The sequence below is a fragment of the Labrys miyagiensis genome (assembly GCF_030160835.1).
Classification (GTDB): domain Bacteria; phylum Pseudomonadota; class Alphaproteobacteria; order Rhizobiales; family Labraceae; genus Labrys; species Labrys miyagiensis.
In genome coordinates this window covers 1-15,636 of sequence record NZ_BSPC01000063.1, presented here as the reverse complement: position 1 = coordinate 15,636, position 15,636 = coordinate 1, and the positions used below count along the sequence as shown (strand labels likewise).

At 56.9% G+C, this 15,636-nt stretch carries 16 protein-coding genes and 1 pseudogene; 3 read left to right on the top strand and 14 right to left on the bottom strand.

Features of this window, described 5'->3' with window-relative positions:
- Window positions 1-142 precede the first annotated feature (142 nt).
- The 3 genes from QQL24_RS26790 to QQL24_RS26780 all read right to left on the bottom strand — a co-directional run bounded on the left by QQL24_RS26790 (window position 143) and on the right by QQL24_RS26780 (window position 2,419).
- Window positions 143-1,234 carry an LLM class flavin-dependent oxidoreductase gene (locus QQL24_RS26790; RefSeq protein WP_284315357.1) on the bottom strand — a complete coding sequence of 364 codons (1,092 nt, stop codon included), beginning with the start codon at window positions 1,232-1,234 and terminating at the stop codon, window positions 143-145.
- A 49-nt stretch (window positions 1,235-1,283) separates the two neighbouring features.
- Complete coding sequence (locus QQL24_RS26785) at window positions 1,284-1,793, bottom strand: flavin reductase family protein (protein WP_284315356.1); 510 nt, start codon at window positions 1,791-1,793, stop codon at window positions 1,284-1,286.
- A 92-nt stretch (window positions 1,794-1,885) separates the two neighbouring features.
- Window positions 1,886-2,419: a class II aldolase/adducin family protein gene (locus QQL24_RS26780; RefSeq protein ID WP_284315545.1), complete on the bottom strand. Its 534-nt coding sequence runs from the start codon at window positions 2,417-2,419 to the stop codon at window positions 1,886-1,888.
- A gap of 133 nt (window positions 2,420-2,552) precedes the next feature.
- Here QQL24_RS26780 and ltnD point away from each other — a divergent pair, with 133 nt between their 5' ends.
- Window positions 2,553-3,476 (top strand): L-threonate dehydrogenase, encoded by a 924-nt coding sequence (gene ltnD, locus QQL24_RS26775; RefSeq protein ID WP_284315544.1) that lies wholly within the window; start codon window positions 2,553-2,555, stop codon window positions 3,474-3,476.
- 218 nt (window positions 3,477-3,694) lie between these two features.
- A complete protein-coding gene (locus QQL24_RS26770) occupies window positions 3,695-4,450 on the top strand; it encodes an SDR family NAD(P)-dependent oxidoreductase (protein WP_284315355.1) in 756 nt (251 codons plus the stop codon).
- Window positions 4,451-4,747: 297 nt separating this feature from the next.
- Here the strand turns inward: QQL24_RS26770 and QQL24_RS26765 are convergent, their stop codons facing one another.
- The 10 genes from QQL24_RS26765 to QQL24_RS26720 all read right to left on the bottom strand — a co-directional run bounded on the left by QQL24_RS26765 (window position 4,748) and on the right by QQL24_RS26720 (window position 13,381).
- A complete protein-coding gene (locus QQL24_RS26765; protein WP_284315354.1) occupies window positions 4,748-6,235 on the bottom strand; it encodes a prolyl oligopeptidase family serine peptidase in 1,488 nt (495 codons plus the stop codon).
- A 52-nt stretch (window positions 6,236-6,287) separates the two neighbouring features.
- On the bottom strand, window positions 6,288-7,484 hold the full coding sequence (locus QQL24_RS26760; protein WP_284315353.1) for an ROK family transcriptional regulator: 1,197 nt from the start codon (window positions 7,482-7,484) through the stop codon (window positions 6,288-6,290).
- A gap of 410 nt (window positions 7,485-7,894) precedes the next feature.
- The gene (locus QQL24_RS26755; RefSeq protein ID WP_284315352.1) at window positions 7,895-9,364 is read right to left on the bottom strand and encodes a mannitol dehydrogenase family protein; all 1,470 of its coding nucleotides are present in this window, start codon (window positions 9,362-9,364) and stop codon (window positions 7,895-7,897) included.
- Window positions 9,365-9,392: 28 nt separating this feature from the next.
- A complete protein-coding gene (locus tag QQL24_RS26750) occupies window positions 9,393-9,533 on the bottom strand; it encodes a hypothetical protein (RefSeq protein ID WP_284315351.1) in 141 nt (46 codons plus the stop codon).
- A gap of 174 nt (window positions 9,534-9,707) precedes the next feature.
- Window positions 9,708-10,436, bottom strand: coding sequence for an SDR family oxidoreductase (locus tag QQL24_RS26745; RefSeq protein ID WP_284315350.1), 729 nt, complete (start codon window positions 10,434-10,436; stop codon window positions 9,708-9,710).
- 47 nt (window positions 10,437-10,483) lie between these two features.
- Window positions 10,484-11,098, bottom strand: coding sequence for a nucleoside triphosphate hydrolase (locus QQL24_RS26740; protein WP_284315349.1), 615 nt, complete (start codon window positions 11,096-11,098; stop codon window positions 10,484-10,486).
- 36 nt (window positions 11,099-11,134) lie between these two features.
- On the bottom strand, window positions 11,135-11,461 hold the full coding sequence (locus QQL24_RS26735; protein WP_284315348.1) for a hypothetical protein: 327 nt from the start codon (window positions 11,459-11,461) through the stop codon (window positions 11,135-11,137).
- A gap of 363 nt (window positions 11,462-11,824) precedes the next feature.
- Entirely contained in the window at window positions 11,825-12,142 is a 318-nt protein-coding gene (locus QQL24_RS26730) for an IS66 family transposase (RefSeq protein ID WP_284315347.1), read from the bottom strand.
- 154 nt (window positions 12,143-12,296) lie between these two features.
- On the bottom strand, window positions 12,297-13,016 hold the full coding sequence (locus QQL24_RS26725) for an LrgB family protein (protein WP_284315346.1): 720 nt from the start codon (window positions 13,014-13,016) through the stop codon (window positions 12,297-12,299).
- Window positions 13,013-13,381, bottom strand: a complete 369-nt coding sequence (locus QQL24_RS26720; protein WP_284315345.1) for a CidA/LrgA family protein — start codon at window positions 13,379-13,381, stop codon at window positions 13,013-13,015. Before QQL24_RS26720 ends, QQL24_RS26725 begins: the two co-directional genes overlap by 4 nt.
- A 721-nt stretch (window positions 13,382-14,102) precedes the next feature.
- On the opposite strand from QQL24_RS26720, the gene QQL24_RS26715 reads away from it, so the two are divergent.
- Window positions 14,103-15,137: a LacI family DNA-binding transcriptional regulator gene (locus QQL24_RS26715; protein ID WP_284315344.1), complete on the top strand. Its 1,035-nt coding sequence runs from the start codon at window positions 14,103-14,105 to the stop codon at window positions 15,135-15,137.
- 15 nt (window positions 15,138-15,152) lie between these two features.
- On the opposite strand, the pseudogene QQL24_RS26710 reads toward QQL24_RS26715, so the two are convergent.
- Window positions 15,153-15,572, bottom strand: a pseudogene (locus QQL24_RS26710) (alpha/beta hydrolase fold domain-containing protein); the annotation flags it as partial.
- Window positions 15,573-15,636: the final 64 nt, after the last annotated feature.

Genomic DNA, 15,636 nt, shown 5'->3' with positions numbered 1-15,636 from the left:
CGGACTGCGCGCTTGCATGGCTCCCAAATGCGATAGCGAGTACAGTCGTAGCCAGCAATGTCTTGCCAAGTGATTTCATGCTTAGTTCCCCTTTTATTGCATGTTTGTTGGACATTATTTGTATGCGCGAACTGCGTTCTCGTCAGCTCGCTTTCTTTACTGGCTGGCTCTCAATGCCAATATTAGAGAGCGGGCCCAGTTCCTTTTCGATCAACGGCACGACTTCCCTCTTGAAGCGCAAGATCGACTTGTGCGCGCGTTCCAGAGGCATGCAGCCGAACGAGAAATTGCAGGTGTAGTTGCTTGGATTGAGCCGCTTGATGTCCGCAATAATTTTCCCAGCGACGGTATACGGATCGCCAACAACGGTCTTTTCGGCGTATTCGTCCAATGTATACTCGCCTTCGTAGGCTTCGTTTTTAATGAAGCCTTTTTCATCGAGCGGAAGCTTGGCTTGACGAAGATGGTTGGACATGCGGCCGACATAGCGGGCACGCTCCGCCGCCTCGAGAGCTTCAGCACGGCTGTCGGTGATGCTGACATACTGCATGATGGCCAACGGCTTGGTCGACGGCTGCTCTCCAATCGACGCCCAGGCGTTGTTCAGGCCGTCGACCATCTTATAGAGAACCGGCGAACCAAGCGTGCTTGCGGCGAGAAACGGCGTTGCCTTCCACTTCTTGAAGCGGTCGAGAAGCTTCGGATGTGACGAGGTTACGAAAATCGGCGGTAGAGGCTTCTGCTGCGTTCCAATGGCGAAATTCGTCTTGGGAACAGAGACGTACTTGCCGTGGTACTCGACTTCACCGTCTACGAGAGCGCGCTCGATGACGTCCCAGTATTCAAGAAAAACGTCGACACGATCGTCCAGCACGACCTTGTAGCGATCGAACTCGTATTGCTGATACCCTGTGCCCAAGCCGATGACGAGGCGGCCCTCGGTTTGCGTATCGGCCACAGCGATTTCCTGCGCCACGCGAAGCGGGTTATAAAGCGGCAGCACGATCACGCCGGGCCCAAGTTTGATCGTCTTCGTCCAGCCGGCAGCGTACGAGCACATCATCAAAGGCGACGGCGAACTGGAGTAGTTCGCGAAGTGATGCTCGGCGAACCATGCGATATCGAAACCCAGCTCTTCGGCGGTCTCGACCATCTTGCGGGTATCGCGCATGACCCCGCGGGAGCCATCCGGGTGGTCACGCAGGGTCATGAGGTTGAACAAACCGAGTTGCATCAAATTCTCCTAATTCATGTGTGGCGTCAGGCGGCTACCGCGGGCTGTCTCACCCAGCCTTTTGAAGGGCGAGCGGCGCCGTGAGCGCGTACGAACCGTTCTGGTAAACAAGAGGTGAGATATCGGGGGCAAAGGATGCCTGCGAGACCCGGCCGATGATGATGTCGTGAGTGGCGTAGGAGATGGCTTGGTCGATCTCGCAGAACAGCGAGGCCTGAGCATTTGGAAGATATGGAACGCCATCCATGTCAGCCCAGCCCCCGACACCGAAACGATCCTCGGGCGGCAGACCGCCGCTAAAGGAGTTCGAAACGTCGGCTTGGGAGGCGCGCAGGATGTTGATGCAATAGCGACCCTCGTCTTTCAGAGGCGTGCTGATCGAGGCCTTCGTGTTCACACAGACAAGGATCGAAATGGGCGAGAAGCTTAACGGGGTGACCGACGTCACAGTGATGCCGTACCGCACCCCGCCACTCTTGCAGGAGATCACGCAGACCGTCGACGCAAGCCGCCGCATGGATTGCCGGAAGTGCTCTGTCCTCTGATCCTGACTAAGCATTTTCACTGTCCCTTCAGTTGCTTTAGGATTGACGATTATCTACAATCTGTCAACGCGATTTTGTGCGGCTCGGGTCAAGATCGTTCATGGCGCTACTCGTGGTCGTCGGAGTGTGAATGGCCGGGGAGGTCGAAGTACCGAGCAAGTTCCGATACTTGAGAGGGCGACAAATGCCGTGGGTTCAGGTTGCGAAGAAGCAAGTGGAGTTTGGCTGTCTCTTCAAGTTCCTCGATAGCGTACACAGCCCCTTCCAGGTCTTTTCCAGCCACCACCGGACCGTGATTGGCAAGCAGCACAGAGCTATATTTGCCCGCCAATCCTTTGATGGCGTCAGCGACAGCAGGGTCTCCAGGCCTGAAATACGGGAGCAGTGCGGTTCGACCCGCACGCATGAGATAATATGCCGTTATGGGAGGCAGCGCGGCCTTCGGATCCACGTCAGGCAGCATCGAAAGTGCTACCGTATGGGTGGAGCGGAGATGCACGACCGCTTGGGATTGCTTGACGGTGTTATATAGTGCTGCATGTAGAGGAATCTCTTTCGTCGGCGCAACCAGCCAACCGCCATTGTCGAGTCGGACGGAGATGTTTCCCGAGGATCCCGGAGTTAATCCCCCGCTGTACAGAGATGCTCCATATCAAACGATCTGCTCTCGAATCTTTGTCTCGCTGACGTGCGTCACGACTGGAGAACTTCATTGCAGATTGTAGATAATCTTCATATACGTGATCTTAAAGCAAGGAAATTTTGGCGTGGTTATCAACGACACTGAATCGAAATCCAGCATCGCAGTTATCGGGTTGGGGTCGATGGGCTACGGCATGGCGAGCTCACTGGTTCGCCGTGGGTACACTGTCATCGGATATGACCCGTCGCCGGCCGCTGTCGCAAAACTAATGGCAGCGGGTGGCGCAACCGCAAGCTCCCCGCAGGAGGCCGCACAAGGCGCGTCTGTCGTGCTGTGCGTCGTCGTCAACAGCGCGCAGACGGACGCCGTGCTTTTTGCCGAGGGAGGCGCTTTTCCCGTGATGGCTCCTGGATCCGTTTTTGTCTCATCGGCGACAATGGCTCCGTCCGATGCGAAGCGCTTGGCGGCGCGCCTGGCTGAGCGGGATATTCTATATCTTGATGCGCCGATTTCCGGAGGCGCCGCCAAGGCGGCAGCCGGCGCCCTGACGATTATGGCGTCCGGCAGCACTGCGGCGTTCGAGCGGGCGACGCATGTCCTCGATGCGATTTCCACCAAGGTCTATCGACTCGGAAGCGAGCCAGGCATCGGCGCTTCGGTGAAAATGATCAACCAGCACCTGGCTGGAATTCATATCGCGGCGGCGTGCGAGGCAATGGTCCTTGCGTCGAAGCTGGGACTAGACCTCTCAACTGTGTACGAAGTCATCACGTCCTCGGCAGGAAATTCGTGGATGTTCGAGAACAGGGTGCCGCACATCCTTGATGGCGACTACACGCCGCTGAGCTCGGTCGAGATATTCGTCAAGGACCTTGGTATCTTGCAAGATATAGCTCGGGCGGAGCGGTACCCGGCGCCGCTCGCTGCCGCTGCACTTCAAATGTTCCTGGCAACCTCCGGCGCGGGAATGGGCCGGGATGATGACGCTTCGGTCGCACGAACATACGCGTCGCTGTCTGGTGCGCCATTGCCAGCCCTCAAGTCAGTTTCGTGAAGAAACGCGCTTCTCAATGCTTCGCACCCTTGGCCAGCCCGCAGGTGATCTCATGATGGCCCTGAAATCGGGCAATTTCGACGGCGTGGACTTCTTCCCAAATGCGCTCTCACGGCTTGCCTGAGTTTTCAAGTGAACCAGGCTGAGGGATCCACTCGCCATCTCGCCAGCATCGCCGCCGAACAACAGCGCGATCAACAAACGACTCGGAGGATACCATGGGCAAGAACTTTGAAGGCAAGACCGTTGTGATATCTGGGGCGGCCGGCGGCGTCGGCCGTGCCGCTGTTGCACAGTTCGTCGAGAGCGGCGCCCGCGTATGCGCGACGGATATTGCCTCCGCCGTTGCCGATCTGGAACGGGGCTCGTCCGGCCAGATTGTCGCCGTTACCGCCGATGTCACAAAATCTGCGGATGTCGAAAAAATCTTTGCCACTGCGGAGGAGCGCCTGGGTCCGGTGGATGTGCTCGTCAGCAATGCCGGTTTCATCATCTCGAAATCCGTGCATGACACGAGTGAGGACGAATGGGACAGCGTCATGAACGCGAACGCCAAGTCCTTCTTCCTGATGTCCAAGCGCGCGCTGCTGACGATGCTGCAGCGGCGCGCAGGCTCGATCGTTGCCACCGGGTCCATTTCAAGCGTCGTCGGCCTCCCGGAGCAGGCAGCGTATTGTGCTGCCAAGGGTGCATTGCTTCAGCTTGTCCGGCAGATGGCGGTCGACTACGCATCCCACGGGGTCCGGGTGAACGCTGTGGGTGCGGGCTCGATCAATACGCCGTTCCTCAGGCGTTATCTCGAGGGCCTCGAAGATCCCGCGGCGGGTGAAGCGGCGATCAAGAGTGCCCATCCATTGGGCCGTTGGGCTGAACCGGAGGAGATCGCCGATGCGATCCTCTATCTGTCGGGCTCTGCTGCGTCCTTTGTTACCGGACAAATCCTGATGGTAGACGGCGGATACAGCGCTCGATAACCCGAACGAGCTCTTCGACCTCATCAGTCAAGCACGCCCTGCCTCCGGCGAAGAAAAAGAAAACCCGAAGCAACTCGCTGAGTTTGCTTGGGGTTTTCTGTTCGACTTGGTTGCGGGGCTTGCAACACCCGATTCTTGCGATTGATCAAGAGGGCGATTCCGAGATTAGTCGCTTAGACACTCCACATAGAACGGGTTCGAATCCCTCTAGGCCCGCTAGCCCCGCCGATTGCAGGCTATGACGCGATAGACTGTGAGATAGCTACGCAAACATCGCGGATTGCTGCACGGACTTGCCTACGACTTCACCTGCTGGAACAACCAGTCCCTTGCGGCTTTAATGTAGAAGAACTTTCGCGCGGAACCTATGTGATCCACACCCGCAAAGGTCAGGAAGGTGATGTTGCCGCCCTTGTCGAGGTAGCCATTAACTTGGTCGGTCAGCTCTTGTTGCCCATCTACCGGGAAAATAAGCGCCGGGTCGAGCCGCTCGGCAGGCCGGGTTACCTTGGCGCCCGCACGTTCCCACACCGGCATACACTTCTCATTCCAAGGCGTGGCTTTGTCGTCGTCTGCTCCCGTGATGATCAGGACCTTCTGGTTGGCGAGCGTGACAACATCGCTGGGCCGCTGCTGACCCGCGATGATCAGCCCGGCCGCAAAGGTCTGGGGGTGTTTCGCCATCAGCCAAAGGGAGGTCATGGCGCCCATGGACCAGCCCGTGCAATAGACCCGCTTGGGATCGATCTTCAGGACCTTGTCCCTTCGATCATCCAGATTCGGGTTACCGTAGTTCCAAGTGTTTTTCAGCAGTGATTCGACGAGCCTATAGGTGTTCTCGACGTCGTAGGTATGCTCCCAATAGTCGTTCATCGTCGTGCGCTCATAGCGCGGCGTGATGATCACGCATTCATGCCGGTCTTGCTCTTCCGGCAAGCTCCAAATGCTGGCAATGCATTGTTCTGTTAGCGTCTGGGCGCAAGTGCCGTCGTAACTCGTTCCCGAGTGGGTGATTGCGAGGACGAGCGGATACGACTTGTGTTCACCGCCTTCCTTGAGGAACGACTTCGGCAGGTAAATGCTGTATTCGAGCCAAGCGGAACGGGTATCATCCCACCACCAGTGGTTCTGTTCCCAGGCATCGACGCCGCGGATGACGACGCTGTTTCCGCGCTGACCGGCGTTGCTCCATATGGTTTCGCTTGCGGCATACACATCACCGCTCGCCGTCCTGACGTTCTTGTCCTGCGTCAGCGCCACCTTGTCGCTGTCGGTGGTTGGAAGACTAAGGTCGGTGTCATGCTGGAATTCGGCGATGACATACATGCCCGCGACGCTCTTCCTATCGGGACGTAGCGCAGGCTCGGCATTGACATAAATAGCCGTGACGGCCCGCGGTTTGGCATCCGCCGTAGTGGCGTTCTTGTCGTGTGACTGGGGCATTCCCGGGAAAAACCCTTTGGCGGCGGGGAAGACGCCCGTTCTGTAGGTGTCAGGGGCGAGGCTGGCGGGATCGATGTTGACGTCATACTCCACCGCGATTCCATAAACCTTCTCGCCACCACCGGTGACTTCACAAAGCGCGTGGATCCCCTGGAGGCCAGGGCCTCGACTCTTGTGGCCATCAGGGCCGCCGAAATCCCCCGGCATGGCGGAGGAAGCCGATGTGAACCCGTTTCCAGTCTCGGCATCGCGGACCTCACGGGCTCCAAGCCCCACCGTGGACACGGCGCCAGCCAAAGCCGCGCCAGCCGCCACGAAGCCTCGTCTTGATACTTCGGTCACGCGCTACTTCTCCAATCAAGGTGGCTGGGATTTTTCAGTGCTGCGAACAGCGCTATTGCCTGTGAGGATTTCTCCGGAAGACCAAGTCCTCGTTAACGGAAAAGAGCTGCCTGTGCAGCATCTTAGCCGCACCAATGGCCGGCCCTTCAAAGCCCAGCGTTGACAATGTAATGAATGGCTGTGGATGGTCTGCGAGCAAGTGCCGTTGGACACTCTCCATAACTCTAGCTCGGCATAGTTGGAACAGGGGTGCTACCCTTCCGCCTATTACGATACGCGATGGGTTGAACAGGCTCTCAAACAGAGCGAGCCCCCTGCCGAGGTAGTAGGACCAATCAACCATTGTGGAGAGGGCGGCGCCGTTAGACAATTTTAACGCGTCGAGGAATTCCTCGAAGGTGTCAACACTGCCGCCGTAGTGGCGACATCTATTAATTATCGCATCCAACCCAACGTAGCTTTCAAATGAGCCGTCAGGTGTTGCGAGCTTTACATATCCCCTGTGTCCGATAATCATGTGTCCGAATTCGCCAGCATACCCGTCGTGGCCGCGCAGGAGTTTGCCACCGTTGACAATGGCGCCTCCAACGCCCGCGTCGAGAAAGAGATAGATCTCGGTATCTGTCTCACTGTCCTTGTCGTCGTAACCCTCGGCGATAGCGAAGGCATTGGCGTCATTCTCTGCAACCAAAATAGGAAGGTCGGGTAATAGATTACTGACAAGATCAAGAATTGGTACTCGACGCCAGCCGAGAAATGGTGCCCGAAGTATGATGCCTGAGCGATCAATAACTCCTGGAATGGCTATACACAGCCCTCGTACGTCGCGGCCGGGACCAAGTTTAGTCCTGACGTTTTTGACAGCGTCCACCAAACGCCGCGCAATTAATTCAGGAGATATCTCATCTTGCGCAAACTGGAACTTGCTCTTTGCAACTATATTGGCCTCTAAATCCAGTACGACGATACTGATGTATCCAATTCCAATGTTGGCACCCATAAAAAGTGCGTGTTTCGCGTTTAGGCGGACAAACGTCCCAGGACGTCCTGTTCCTGCTCCCCTATCTTCCTGCGTGTTGTCTTCCGTGACGAGCCCCTCCTCAGCGAGACGAGCGACGATGCTGCTGGCGGTCGAGCGCGTGAGATCGAGCTCTTTTGCGATATTAGCCCTGCTAATCCGACCCTGGCGAAATACCAAGTCTAAGACCCGTATCTCATTGATATGCCGAACGGCTTGCGGCATCGACATCGGGCTACTCTCCAAACAAATGCGACAAGAGGAAGTGAATTACCCATAAGGATGTGGGGCTTTCATTCAAGTCCGGGATTTACTGTGAACACAGGCCGACCGCAGCGCTTATCTTGCAGCGCGAGAAAAGCAAACATCAGGATCTACGCATCCACTCATAGTATATCTCTTTCTTGGGGCTCGAATATTCGTGTAACACGGCAACCCTTTAGGCTACTTGTATATGGTTTTATAAACAAAGAGCCATTCTCTCCGGTTCGCGTAACAGGGCTCGAAGTTACTCGCGGTTGCCCTGACAAATTCGATCATCCAGCCGGTCATCAGCCTTCTCGTGGATCATCTTGCTCATTCTCCCGAATGACGGGGTGGGGGCATGCGCTGGCTTGATTGGCAAAATGCTCCTCGGTCCCCTACCCCGACACATAGTTCTGCAGCGTCGCGCGCACGCCAACTTCAAGCAGCCGGCCCAGCCAGTGGTTAAATGCGTCCGCGAAACGGGGATCCTCGCCCAGCCGGCCAAAAACTTCCGGATTCTGCAGAAAAGCTTTTGGACGCTCGACCGCGTTGGTCGCCAGACGCATCAGCTCTGCAGCACGGGTGTCCTCCAGCTTGATTGGCCTTCCGGCTTCGTCCGCACCCATGCAGTAGCGGCACCAGAGCGCAATTTCGAGCGCTAGCCCGTCGATCGCCCCCCCGGCGTCAAGCGCATCTTGCAAAGTCGGGAGAATAAACTTCGGTTGACGATCCGACCCGCCCTGGGCCAGCCGCGGAATTGTGTCACCAATTTCCGGATTGGCAAAGCGTGCGATCACCTTGTCCAGATAGGCAGTGTAATCAACCCCGGCCAGCGGCTTGAGCGTGGGGATTGCTTCGCGCACTTGCAATGCCCGCAGCCAACCGAGGATATCGGGATCGGCCATCGCATCGTGAACGAAATGATGACCGAGCAGTGCGGAAGCGTAGCAAATAGCTGCATGGCCTGCGTTCAGGATGCGCAACTTCATCAGTTCGTAGCCGGCAACATCCTCGACGAACTCGACGCCGACGCTTTCAAGCGCGGGACGGCCCGAAGGGAAACGGTCCTCGATCACCCATTGCCGGAAGGGCTCGCAGACAACAGGTGCCAGATCAACGACACCGAAACGTTCCTCCACCAATGTACGCTCGCGGACGGTAGTAGCCGGGGTAATGCAATCCACCATGCTGTTGGGGAACGCGACGTCTGCTTCGATCCAGTCAGCGATTACGGGATCGGAGAGCCGGGCGAGAGTTGTAACGGTTTGCCGGGTCAGGTTTCCGTTGCCCGGCAAGTTATCGCAGGAGAGCACGGAGAACGGCGGAATGCCGGCTGCCTTGCGCGCAGCCAATGCCTTGATCATCAGGCCGAAGATCGTCTTAGGCGCTTCCGGGTTTTCAGCATCCGCCCTTATTTCTGGGTGATCGACCGCAAGTCCGCCAGTCGCCGCATCGAGGTAGTAGCCACCTTCTGTTATGGTGAGCGAGACGATGCGGATCCGTGGATCAACCAGGGCCGCCATAATCGCGGCCAGGTCAATCGGCAAGAAGTCTATCATCGAACAAGCAACCCGCGCTGTCAGAGCCGTTGGGTCAAGTTCGACCACCGTGGTCAACCAGTCCTGGACCCTCAAGTTCTCGCGCATCGTAACATTGGCAGCAAGAACCCCCGCGCCAACGATCCCCCAATCGAGGCCATGGCCGGTGGCAAAAAGCTTGTCGAGGTAGATGGCCATATGCGCCCGGTGGAAATTCCCGATGCCGATATGCAGAATTCCTGGGGTAAGTTTGGATCGGTCATAGGCGGGAATAGAGATCCCGTTCGGGAGGAGGCCGAGATTGTTCTGACTGAGTGGAATGCTCACTTTGTCACCGGTCGATTGGGGATTGGAATCAGATGAGCAGATGCTGCTTCGGGACTACCGAGACCTCGGCCTGATAGGTCAACGCGGTCGCTGGCCCGGCCATGTCCAGGATCGCGACCTTACTCAGGCGACTGATGCGGAAACCAATAGCGGTGATGACCGTCCTCATGCGACCTGGGGCATTCGCCCTCTAGAGCAAAGCGCGTTTAAGCGTAAACGCTGCATTGCCCTAGCTCTTTGTTTCGACGCGTCTTTGCGATTCTTGCCGATGCCGTCAAATCGCAAAACGCTTTAGCTGCCCTCCCGCCGCATCGCCACGGGAGGGCTGAAGCTGGCTGCCCGATCAGCAGGCGGTGAAGCCACCATCGATTGGAAGTGAAACACCCGAGATCATCGAAGCACCGTCGCTCAATAGGAACACGATCGGCGCCGCGATCTCATCCTCGGTCGCCCAACGGCCCAGGGGCATCGTCTTCAGGAAGGGCTCTGCGATCTCCGGACGGCCCCAGTACCATGCCGACATGGGCGTCATGATCACCGTCGGATTCACGCTGTTGACGCGGATGCCGTATTTGCCGAGTTCGAGCGCCGAGACGCGAGTGATATTATCGAGAGCCGCTTTCGACGACCCGTAGGAGATGTGGCCGGGAAGCGCCACGAGAGAAGCCTGGCTCGATACATTGACGATAGCGCCCCCTTTGCCGAGACGGATCATGGAGGCCGACGTGTATTTGGTGACGAGCAACGCGCCCCTCGCATTGATCAAGATGACCTTGTCGAAGACAGCGATGTCGGTGTCCATAGGCGTGGCGATTTCGCCACCGAAACCGCCGCAATTCACGACGCCATAGACGTCGAGCCCTTCAAGCGCGCTGCGGATGCTCTCCTCCGACTCAAGGTCGAAAGGCAGTGTGCGACAGCCAGTGGCATCCGCCAAGGATTTGAGCTGCTGCAGATTTCGGCCGCTCGCGATCACCTCGGCACCTGCAGCTACGAGCTGGCGTACTGTCGCGGCACCTATCCCGCCACTCGCCCCGGTAACGAGGATGGGGCCTTTGTCAAAACTAGTCATGTCGGGACTTCCTTCTTGTTGATTGTTATGGAAAGCGAGAATTGAGACTATGTCCTGAGGACAAAGTCCGACTTGAAGCTCTCAGCCAGCACAAGAACGCCGTTTGGCAGGTCGTTGGCCTCAACCTTGGCGGGAATCTCATCGGCTGGTATTCCAAAGCCTTCCCAGCGTGCGTACAACCGCTGGCGCAGCACTTCCTCTGGAACGCGGATGTTCACTGTCACGTCGAATAGCGGCTCCAGGCTCGACCAAGGCTCCCGATCGAGCAGGATGTAGTTACCTTCGATGATCAGGACGCCGACCTGGAGCGGAATCATCCGGCCCGCGGCCCGGGAGATCTCAAGTTCCCTGTCGAAGACCGGCACGGCGATCTCCGGCTCCTGATTGTGTTTCAACCTTTCGAGCATGTGGCGGAAGCCAGCCACATCGAACGTCTCAGGTGCCCCCTTACGGGAACGTAGGCCGCGGGCGATCAGGATGCTGTCGTCGTAATGAAAGCCATCCATCGGGAATATGGCTGACCGGCACTTGCCCGAGGCATTCAATACCTCGTTGAGGTGCTCGGCGCAGGTGGATTTACCCGCGCCAGGCGGACCTGCCATTCCGACCAGTATCCGCTGGTCGTTCACTTGAGCGATCAGAAACGAAGCCAAGTCATCCAACGTGATTTCTTGCCCTTCTCGCCTCATGGTAGGGCTTCAGATCCGGCTGACGGCTGAAAGCCGGTCGGTTAGCATCGTTTCAACTCTCATCCCATCGGCGTGGAACTTGCGGATTTCCTCGGTGAGCTTATCGCTTGCCATCGGTAGCTTCGCTGCAATATGGGCTTCCGCTTGCCCCGAGCTACGCCCCTCCTCCACTGCCGCCGCGACAGCGCCGTTGAATGCTGGTTTGCTCAGCGCATCAAGTATAATTGAAGATTTAGCCATCCAACTGTCGGGCTTGAAATCACGTACCGCCTCGACGTTAGCGATGTCGGCGACGACATCGCTCGCTGCCCTAAGCTGTTCTAGTTCATGGGTCATTTCTTACGCTTATTCCTGGCTCCCGACGCGCGATCAGATTCTTTGCAACATTTCCAATCGACTATCCGTTTTCGTCTTCTAAACCACCCCTCCCGCTCGGGCGAAGGGGCCTATTCCGCTCCTCGCAAGCCACGGAAAGACGCGCCGAAAGTGAAAGTTTGCAGCTTTGTTTGGTTTCAAACCAAACATAGTGTGCCGCGCTTGTCAAGGGCGATTTAGAGCGGTCTTGAAGTCTATCCCTGGCGTCCGATAACTTCAGCCACGGCATTTGCAAAAAGGCGCCGTGGGAGATCCTCAACCACAGCAAAGTCGGTCAATGCAAAATCCGGCTGGTGACAGCACGGCTCTCCGGATCAGACGGCCTCAATGACTTGCTAGCTGGCACTCAAGGCGGGTCGATTGGTGAGCGAGCCCATACCGGATATCTTCGGCCAGCTTGAAGCCCGTGGAGATCATTGACAGTTGCGTCTCAAACCACGACTTCAAGGTAGCGATGATCGGAGCCGCATAGTCTTTTCGTGCGGCAAGTCGGAGCTGCGCCGACAGATCGCGCACCGACGCCTCGACGGCGTAGAGCGCGGCGATCTGACGGATGGCTGCTTCGGCGATCGGAGACTTGGTGTTGCGCCCCAGCTTGACAAGGCGTCGTCGCAGCTGGCTCCAACAATGGACGAGCGCCATGGTCCTTGGTCTCGCTTGATGTGCGTGAGCCGATCATAGCCGTCATAGCCGTCCACTTGCAGGAAGCGGCCCCGGAAGCCAACGAGACGAGCGGACGCTGGGGACACTCGGCGGACTGGGTCTGCTTCAGTCGAGGCCCGCAGACACAGAGGCTTCAAAACCCTCCAACACGCACAACGATGGGAACGATAATCGTTGTAGCAATGGCATTAAGGCTCATCGCGATTCCCGCGAACAATCCCGCAGTTGAGTCAACATTATAGGCCCTCGCAGTCCCGATTCCGTGAGATGCTAGACCGACGGCAAAGCCGCGGGCGGCATAGTTCGTGATCCCCATCAGGTTCATTAGCGGCGTCACCGTGATGGCACCGAAGATTCCAGTAAGAATCACCAAAACTGCGGTGAGCGACGGATTGCCTCCGAGTGATGCGGAGATCGACATGGCCACTCCGGCTGTCGCAGACTTGGGAAGGAACGAGAGCAAAATCTCTTTTTGAAGATCGAAAGCTTTGCCCAGCGCAATGACAGACACCACCGCGGTAGCGGAGCCAACTATCAATGCAACGAACACGGGCGGAGTGAGTCGCTTCACGTTCTCCCACTGCCTATACAATGGAACCGCCAACGCTACAGTGGCCGGACCAAGCAGAAAATGGATAAATTGAGCTCCAGAAAAAAATTGGCTATAATTGGTGCTTGAAGTCTTAAGAAGAAGAGCTAGCACAACGATTGACACCAGAACAGGATTGGCCAGCGGGTTTCGGTTCAGCTTTGTCGATAGCCTGTTCGCGGCAATCCATGTGAAGAGAGTCAAGCAAAGCCACAGAAGCGGAGACGCCGCCAAATACACCCAGAGCTCGTTCGGATTTTTCATGCGCTACGGTCCCCCTTCACGAGAAAACGTAGAGAGATTAGAAAAACCCAGACCGTGACCATCAGGGTCAGAAGCGTCGATAGCATCAGGATCACCGCAATCGGGAGAATGTCGCCACGCAGCACTGTCCACAGTGCTGTCACACCCACCCCAGCCGGCACGAAAAATATCCCGAGGTGCTCAAGAAGCACATCCGCCGATTCAGGTGTGCCCCGCAGCACGCCTTGCTCTCCGCCGGTCGTTCGAAGGGCCACGAAGAGCAAGACCATTCCGATTACCGGTCCTGGAACAGGAATGCTGGCCAGAAAGGCGATAGACTCCCCTATCAATTGAAACAGCAACAATGCGGCTATGCCACGAAGCATTGGTCTACCCTTGCAAATCTCAAAGTTGGATCCCTGCGTCACACGTGTTTGGATGGCTCTTCGATAGCGAGCCTCCCGCTTCGCTTGGGCACCTGATCAAGCACCCAGCCCTTCTCGTGAACTTGTTGGGCGAAGTTGCGCCAGCCTCATGCCTGCGTTTCGGATACGCCCTGTCGCGGCAAGGATTTTGCCCGGTCACCGCTGATGCTTCCACTCGAGCGTAAGCCAAAAGGCCCTCATCGCCGGCGGAAAACAGGTAAGACAAACTGACTCCTCTCAAATAAGGAACGCTGCGCCACGCATCACTTCGCGCTGTTTCCGCCCGCTTGCATCACAAATCCAGACCGGAAAGGTGCATAAAGGGAGTTTCAGAGCTTTGCGGAAAAACCGGGCCAATTCTCGGTAGACATCTACAGCTATCCTTTGAATTCGTTCTTCGATTGACGCTAAAGCCCTTTAGGCGGGGGCATTGAGAATCACGAATAGGTGCGCCAACATGTCGGAGCGTCTCTCAATCTTGAAAATATCGATGCCCGGCCCATTTCAAATGTGGTTGAGATGCTCGAAAATTGCGGTCTGCGTCTGATATCAATCAATCGAGTGGAAAAATATTATTTCCGAAATGCAAAATTTGTCAATTGAGAGCTATCGAGTTAAAAAACTCATCGTGGACGATTGATTTCGGCGCCACCGGAATTCGGCCAGGAACGAGTTGACGCCAATGGTACGTAAAACCTTCAAATCGATGGAAGACTTCGCGAAAGCCTGTGGTGTCTCGCGACCGACGGTTGCCAAGTACTTCAGCAACCCTCTCGACCTGAAATCCGCCACCCGTCGACGTATCGAGACTGTACTCAAGCAGTCTGACTTCGAACCCAACTCTTTTGTCCGGCACCTTAACAGCAAGGTTGTTCGCAATATCGGGATCATTATTCCAACGATCTACGACCCGTTTTTTGCGCAGTTTGTTTCACATATCGAATCGAGTTTGCGCGAGCGTGGCTTCTGGTCCATCCAAATCTCGTCGCAAACCCGTCCCGATCTGGAGGAAGAGGCGGTCCGGCGTATGCTGGAATTCGGGGTGGCGGGCGCGATCGTCGCGCCGCTCGGCAACCAGTCGCGCCCTGGCGTATTCGATAGCCTGAAGAATGCTGTCCCCACGGTCAGTTTCGATGTACCTCTCGGCGACGACGTCCCCTTCGTTAGCAATGACCACCGAGAGGGCATTACGACGATGGTTCAGTACCTTTGCCGTTCTGGCGAGCCACCAGTACTCTTGGAAGGTCCTAACCTGTCGGACAATGCCCTGATTAGGCAGGATGGCTACCGCGATGCGATGCGGGCTGAGGAGCACGAACCCATTATCATCAACTGCGATCTCGAGCCCTCATGGGAGCTGGAGCGCGTGGGCTATGAGCAGATGCGGCGTCTACTGGCCGGCGGTGATCTGCCGGGCAGGACATTCTTGTGCTCGAATGATCGTCTGGCTTTCGGTGTCATGACCGCCGCAAGTGAGACAGGCCTCAAGATCGGACGCGAACCCGGCGACGACCTCCGGGTCGCAGGCCATGATGATCATCCCCTGAGTCGCTATGTCTGGCCGCCCCTGACCACAATGGCGCAGGATACTGACGCCATCGCCCACGAGACCGTATACCAACTGATCGAACTCCTGGACGCGGAGGCACTTGGGATCACTGTACCCCCTCGCCGCATGCGCATCCGCTCTACTCTAATGATGCGGAAATCCGCCTGAGACGGCTCTGTGCGGTCAGAGACGCTCGGCCTCGAGCTTTGCCCATGCGCTGGTAGCCCAGGCCAAGGCTTCGTGCGCTTCGGGAATGAACGCTGAAAGCGACAGAAAACCATGAATCTGCCCAGGCCAGTTCTTCAGCAGAACGTGGTTTTCCCTCTGCAAACGCTTGGCAAAGGCTAACCCCTCCGAATAGAGAATATCATGTCCGGCTAGAACGACGACAGCCGGAGCAACGCCAACCAGCGACTTCGCTCGTAGTGGAGCGGCCCGCCAGTCTTCCCTCATCGAAGGTTCGGGCAAGTAATGGTCCCGAAACCAGGCCATCTCGGCTGCAGTCAGCCCGAAGCCCTGTGCATAGCGGAGAAAGCTATCCGCCGATTGCCGTTGGTCAGTGTTTGGGTAGAACAAGAGTTGTGCCGAAATGCCCGGTACCTCGGCGTCCCTAGCTGTGGATTGTCATGAGGTTGTTCCCGGTTAAATTGAGACGACTGATTGGTGT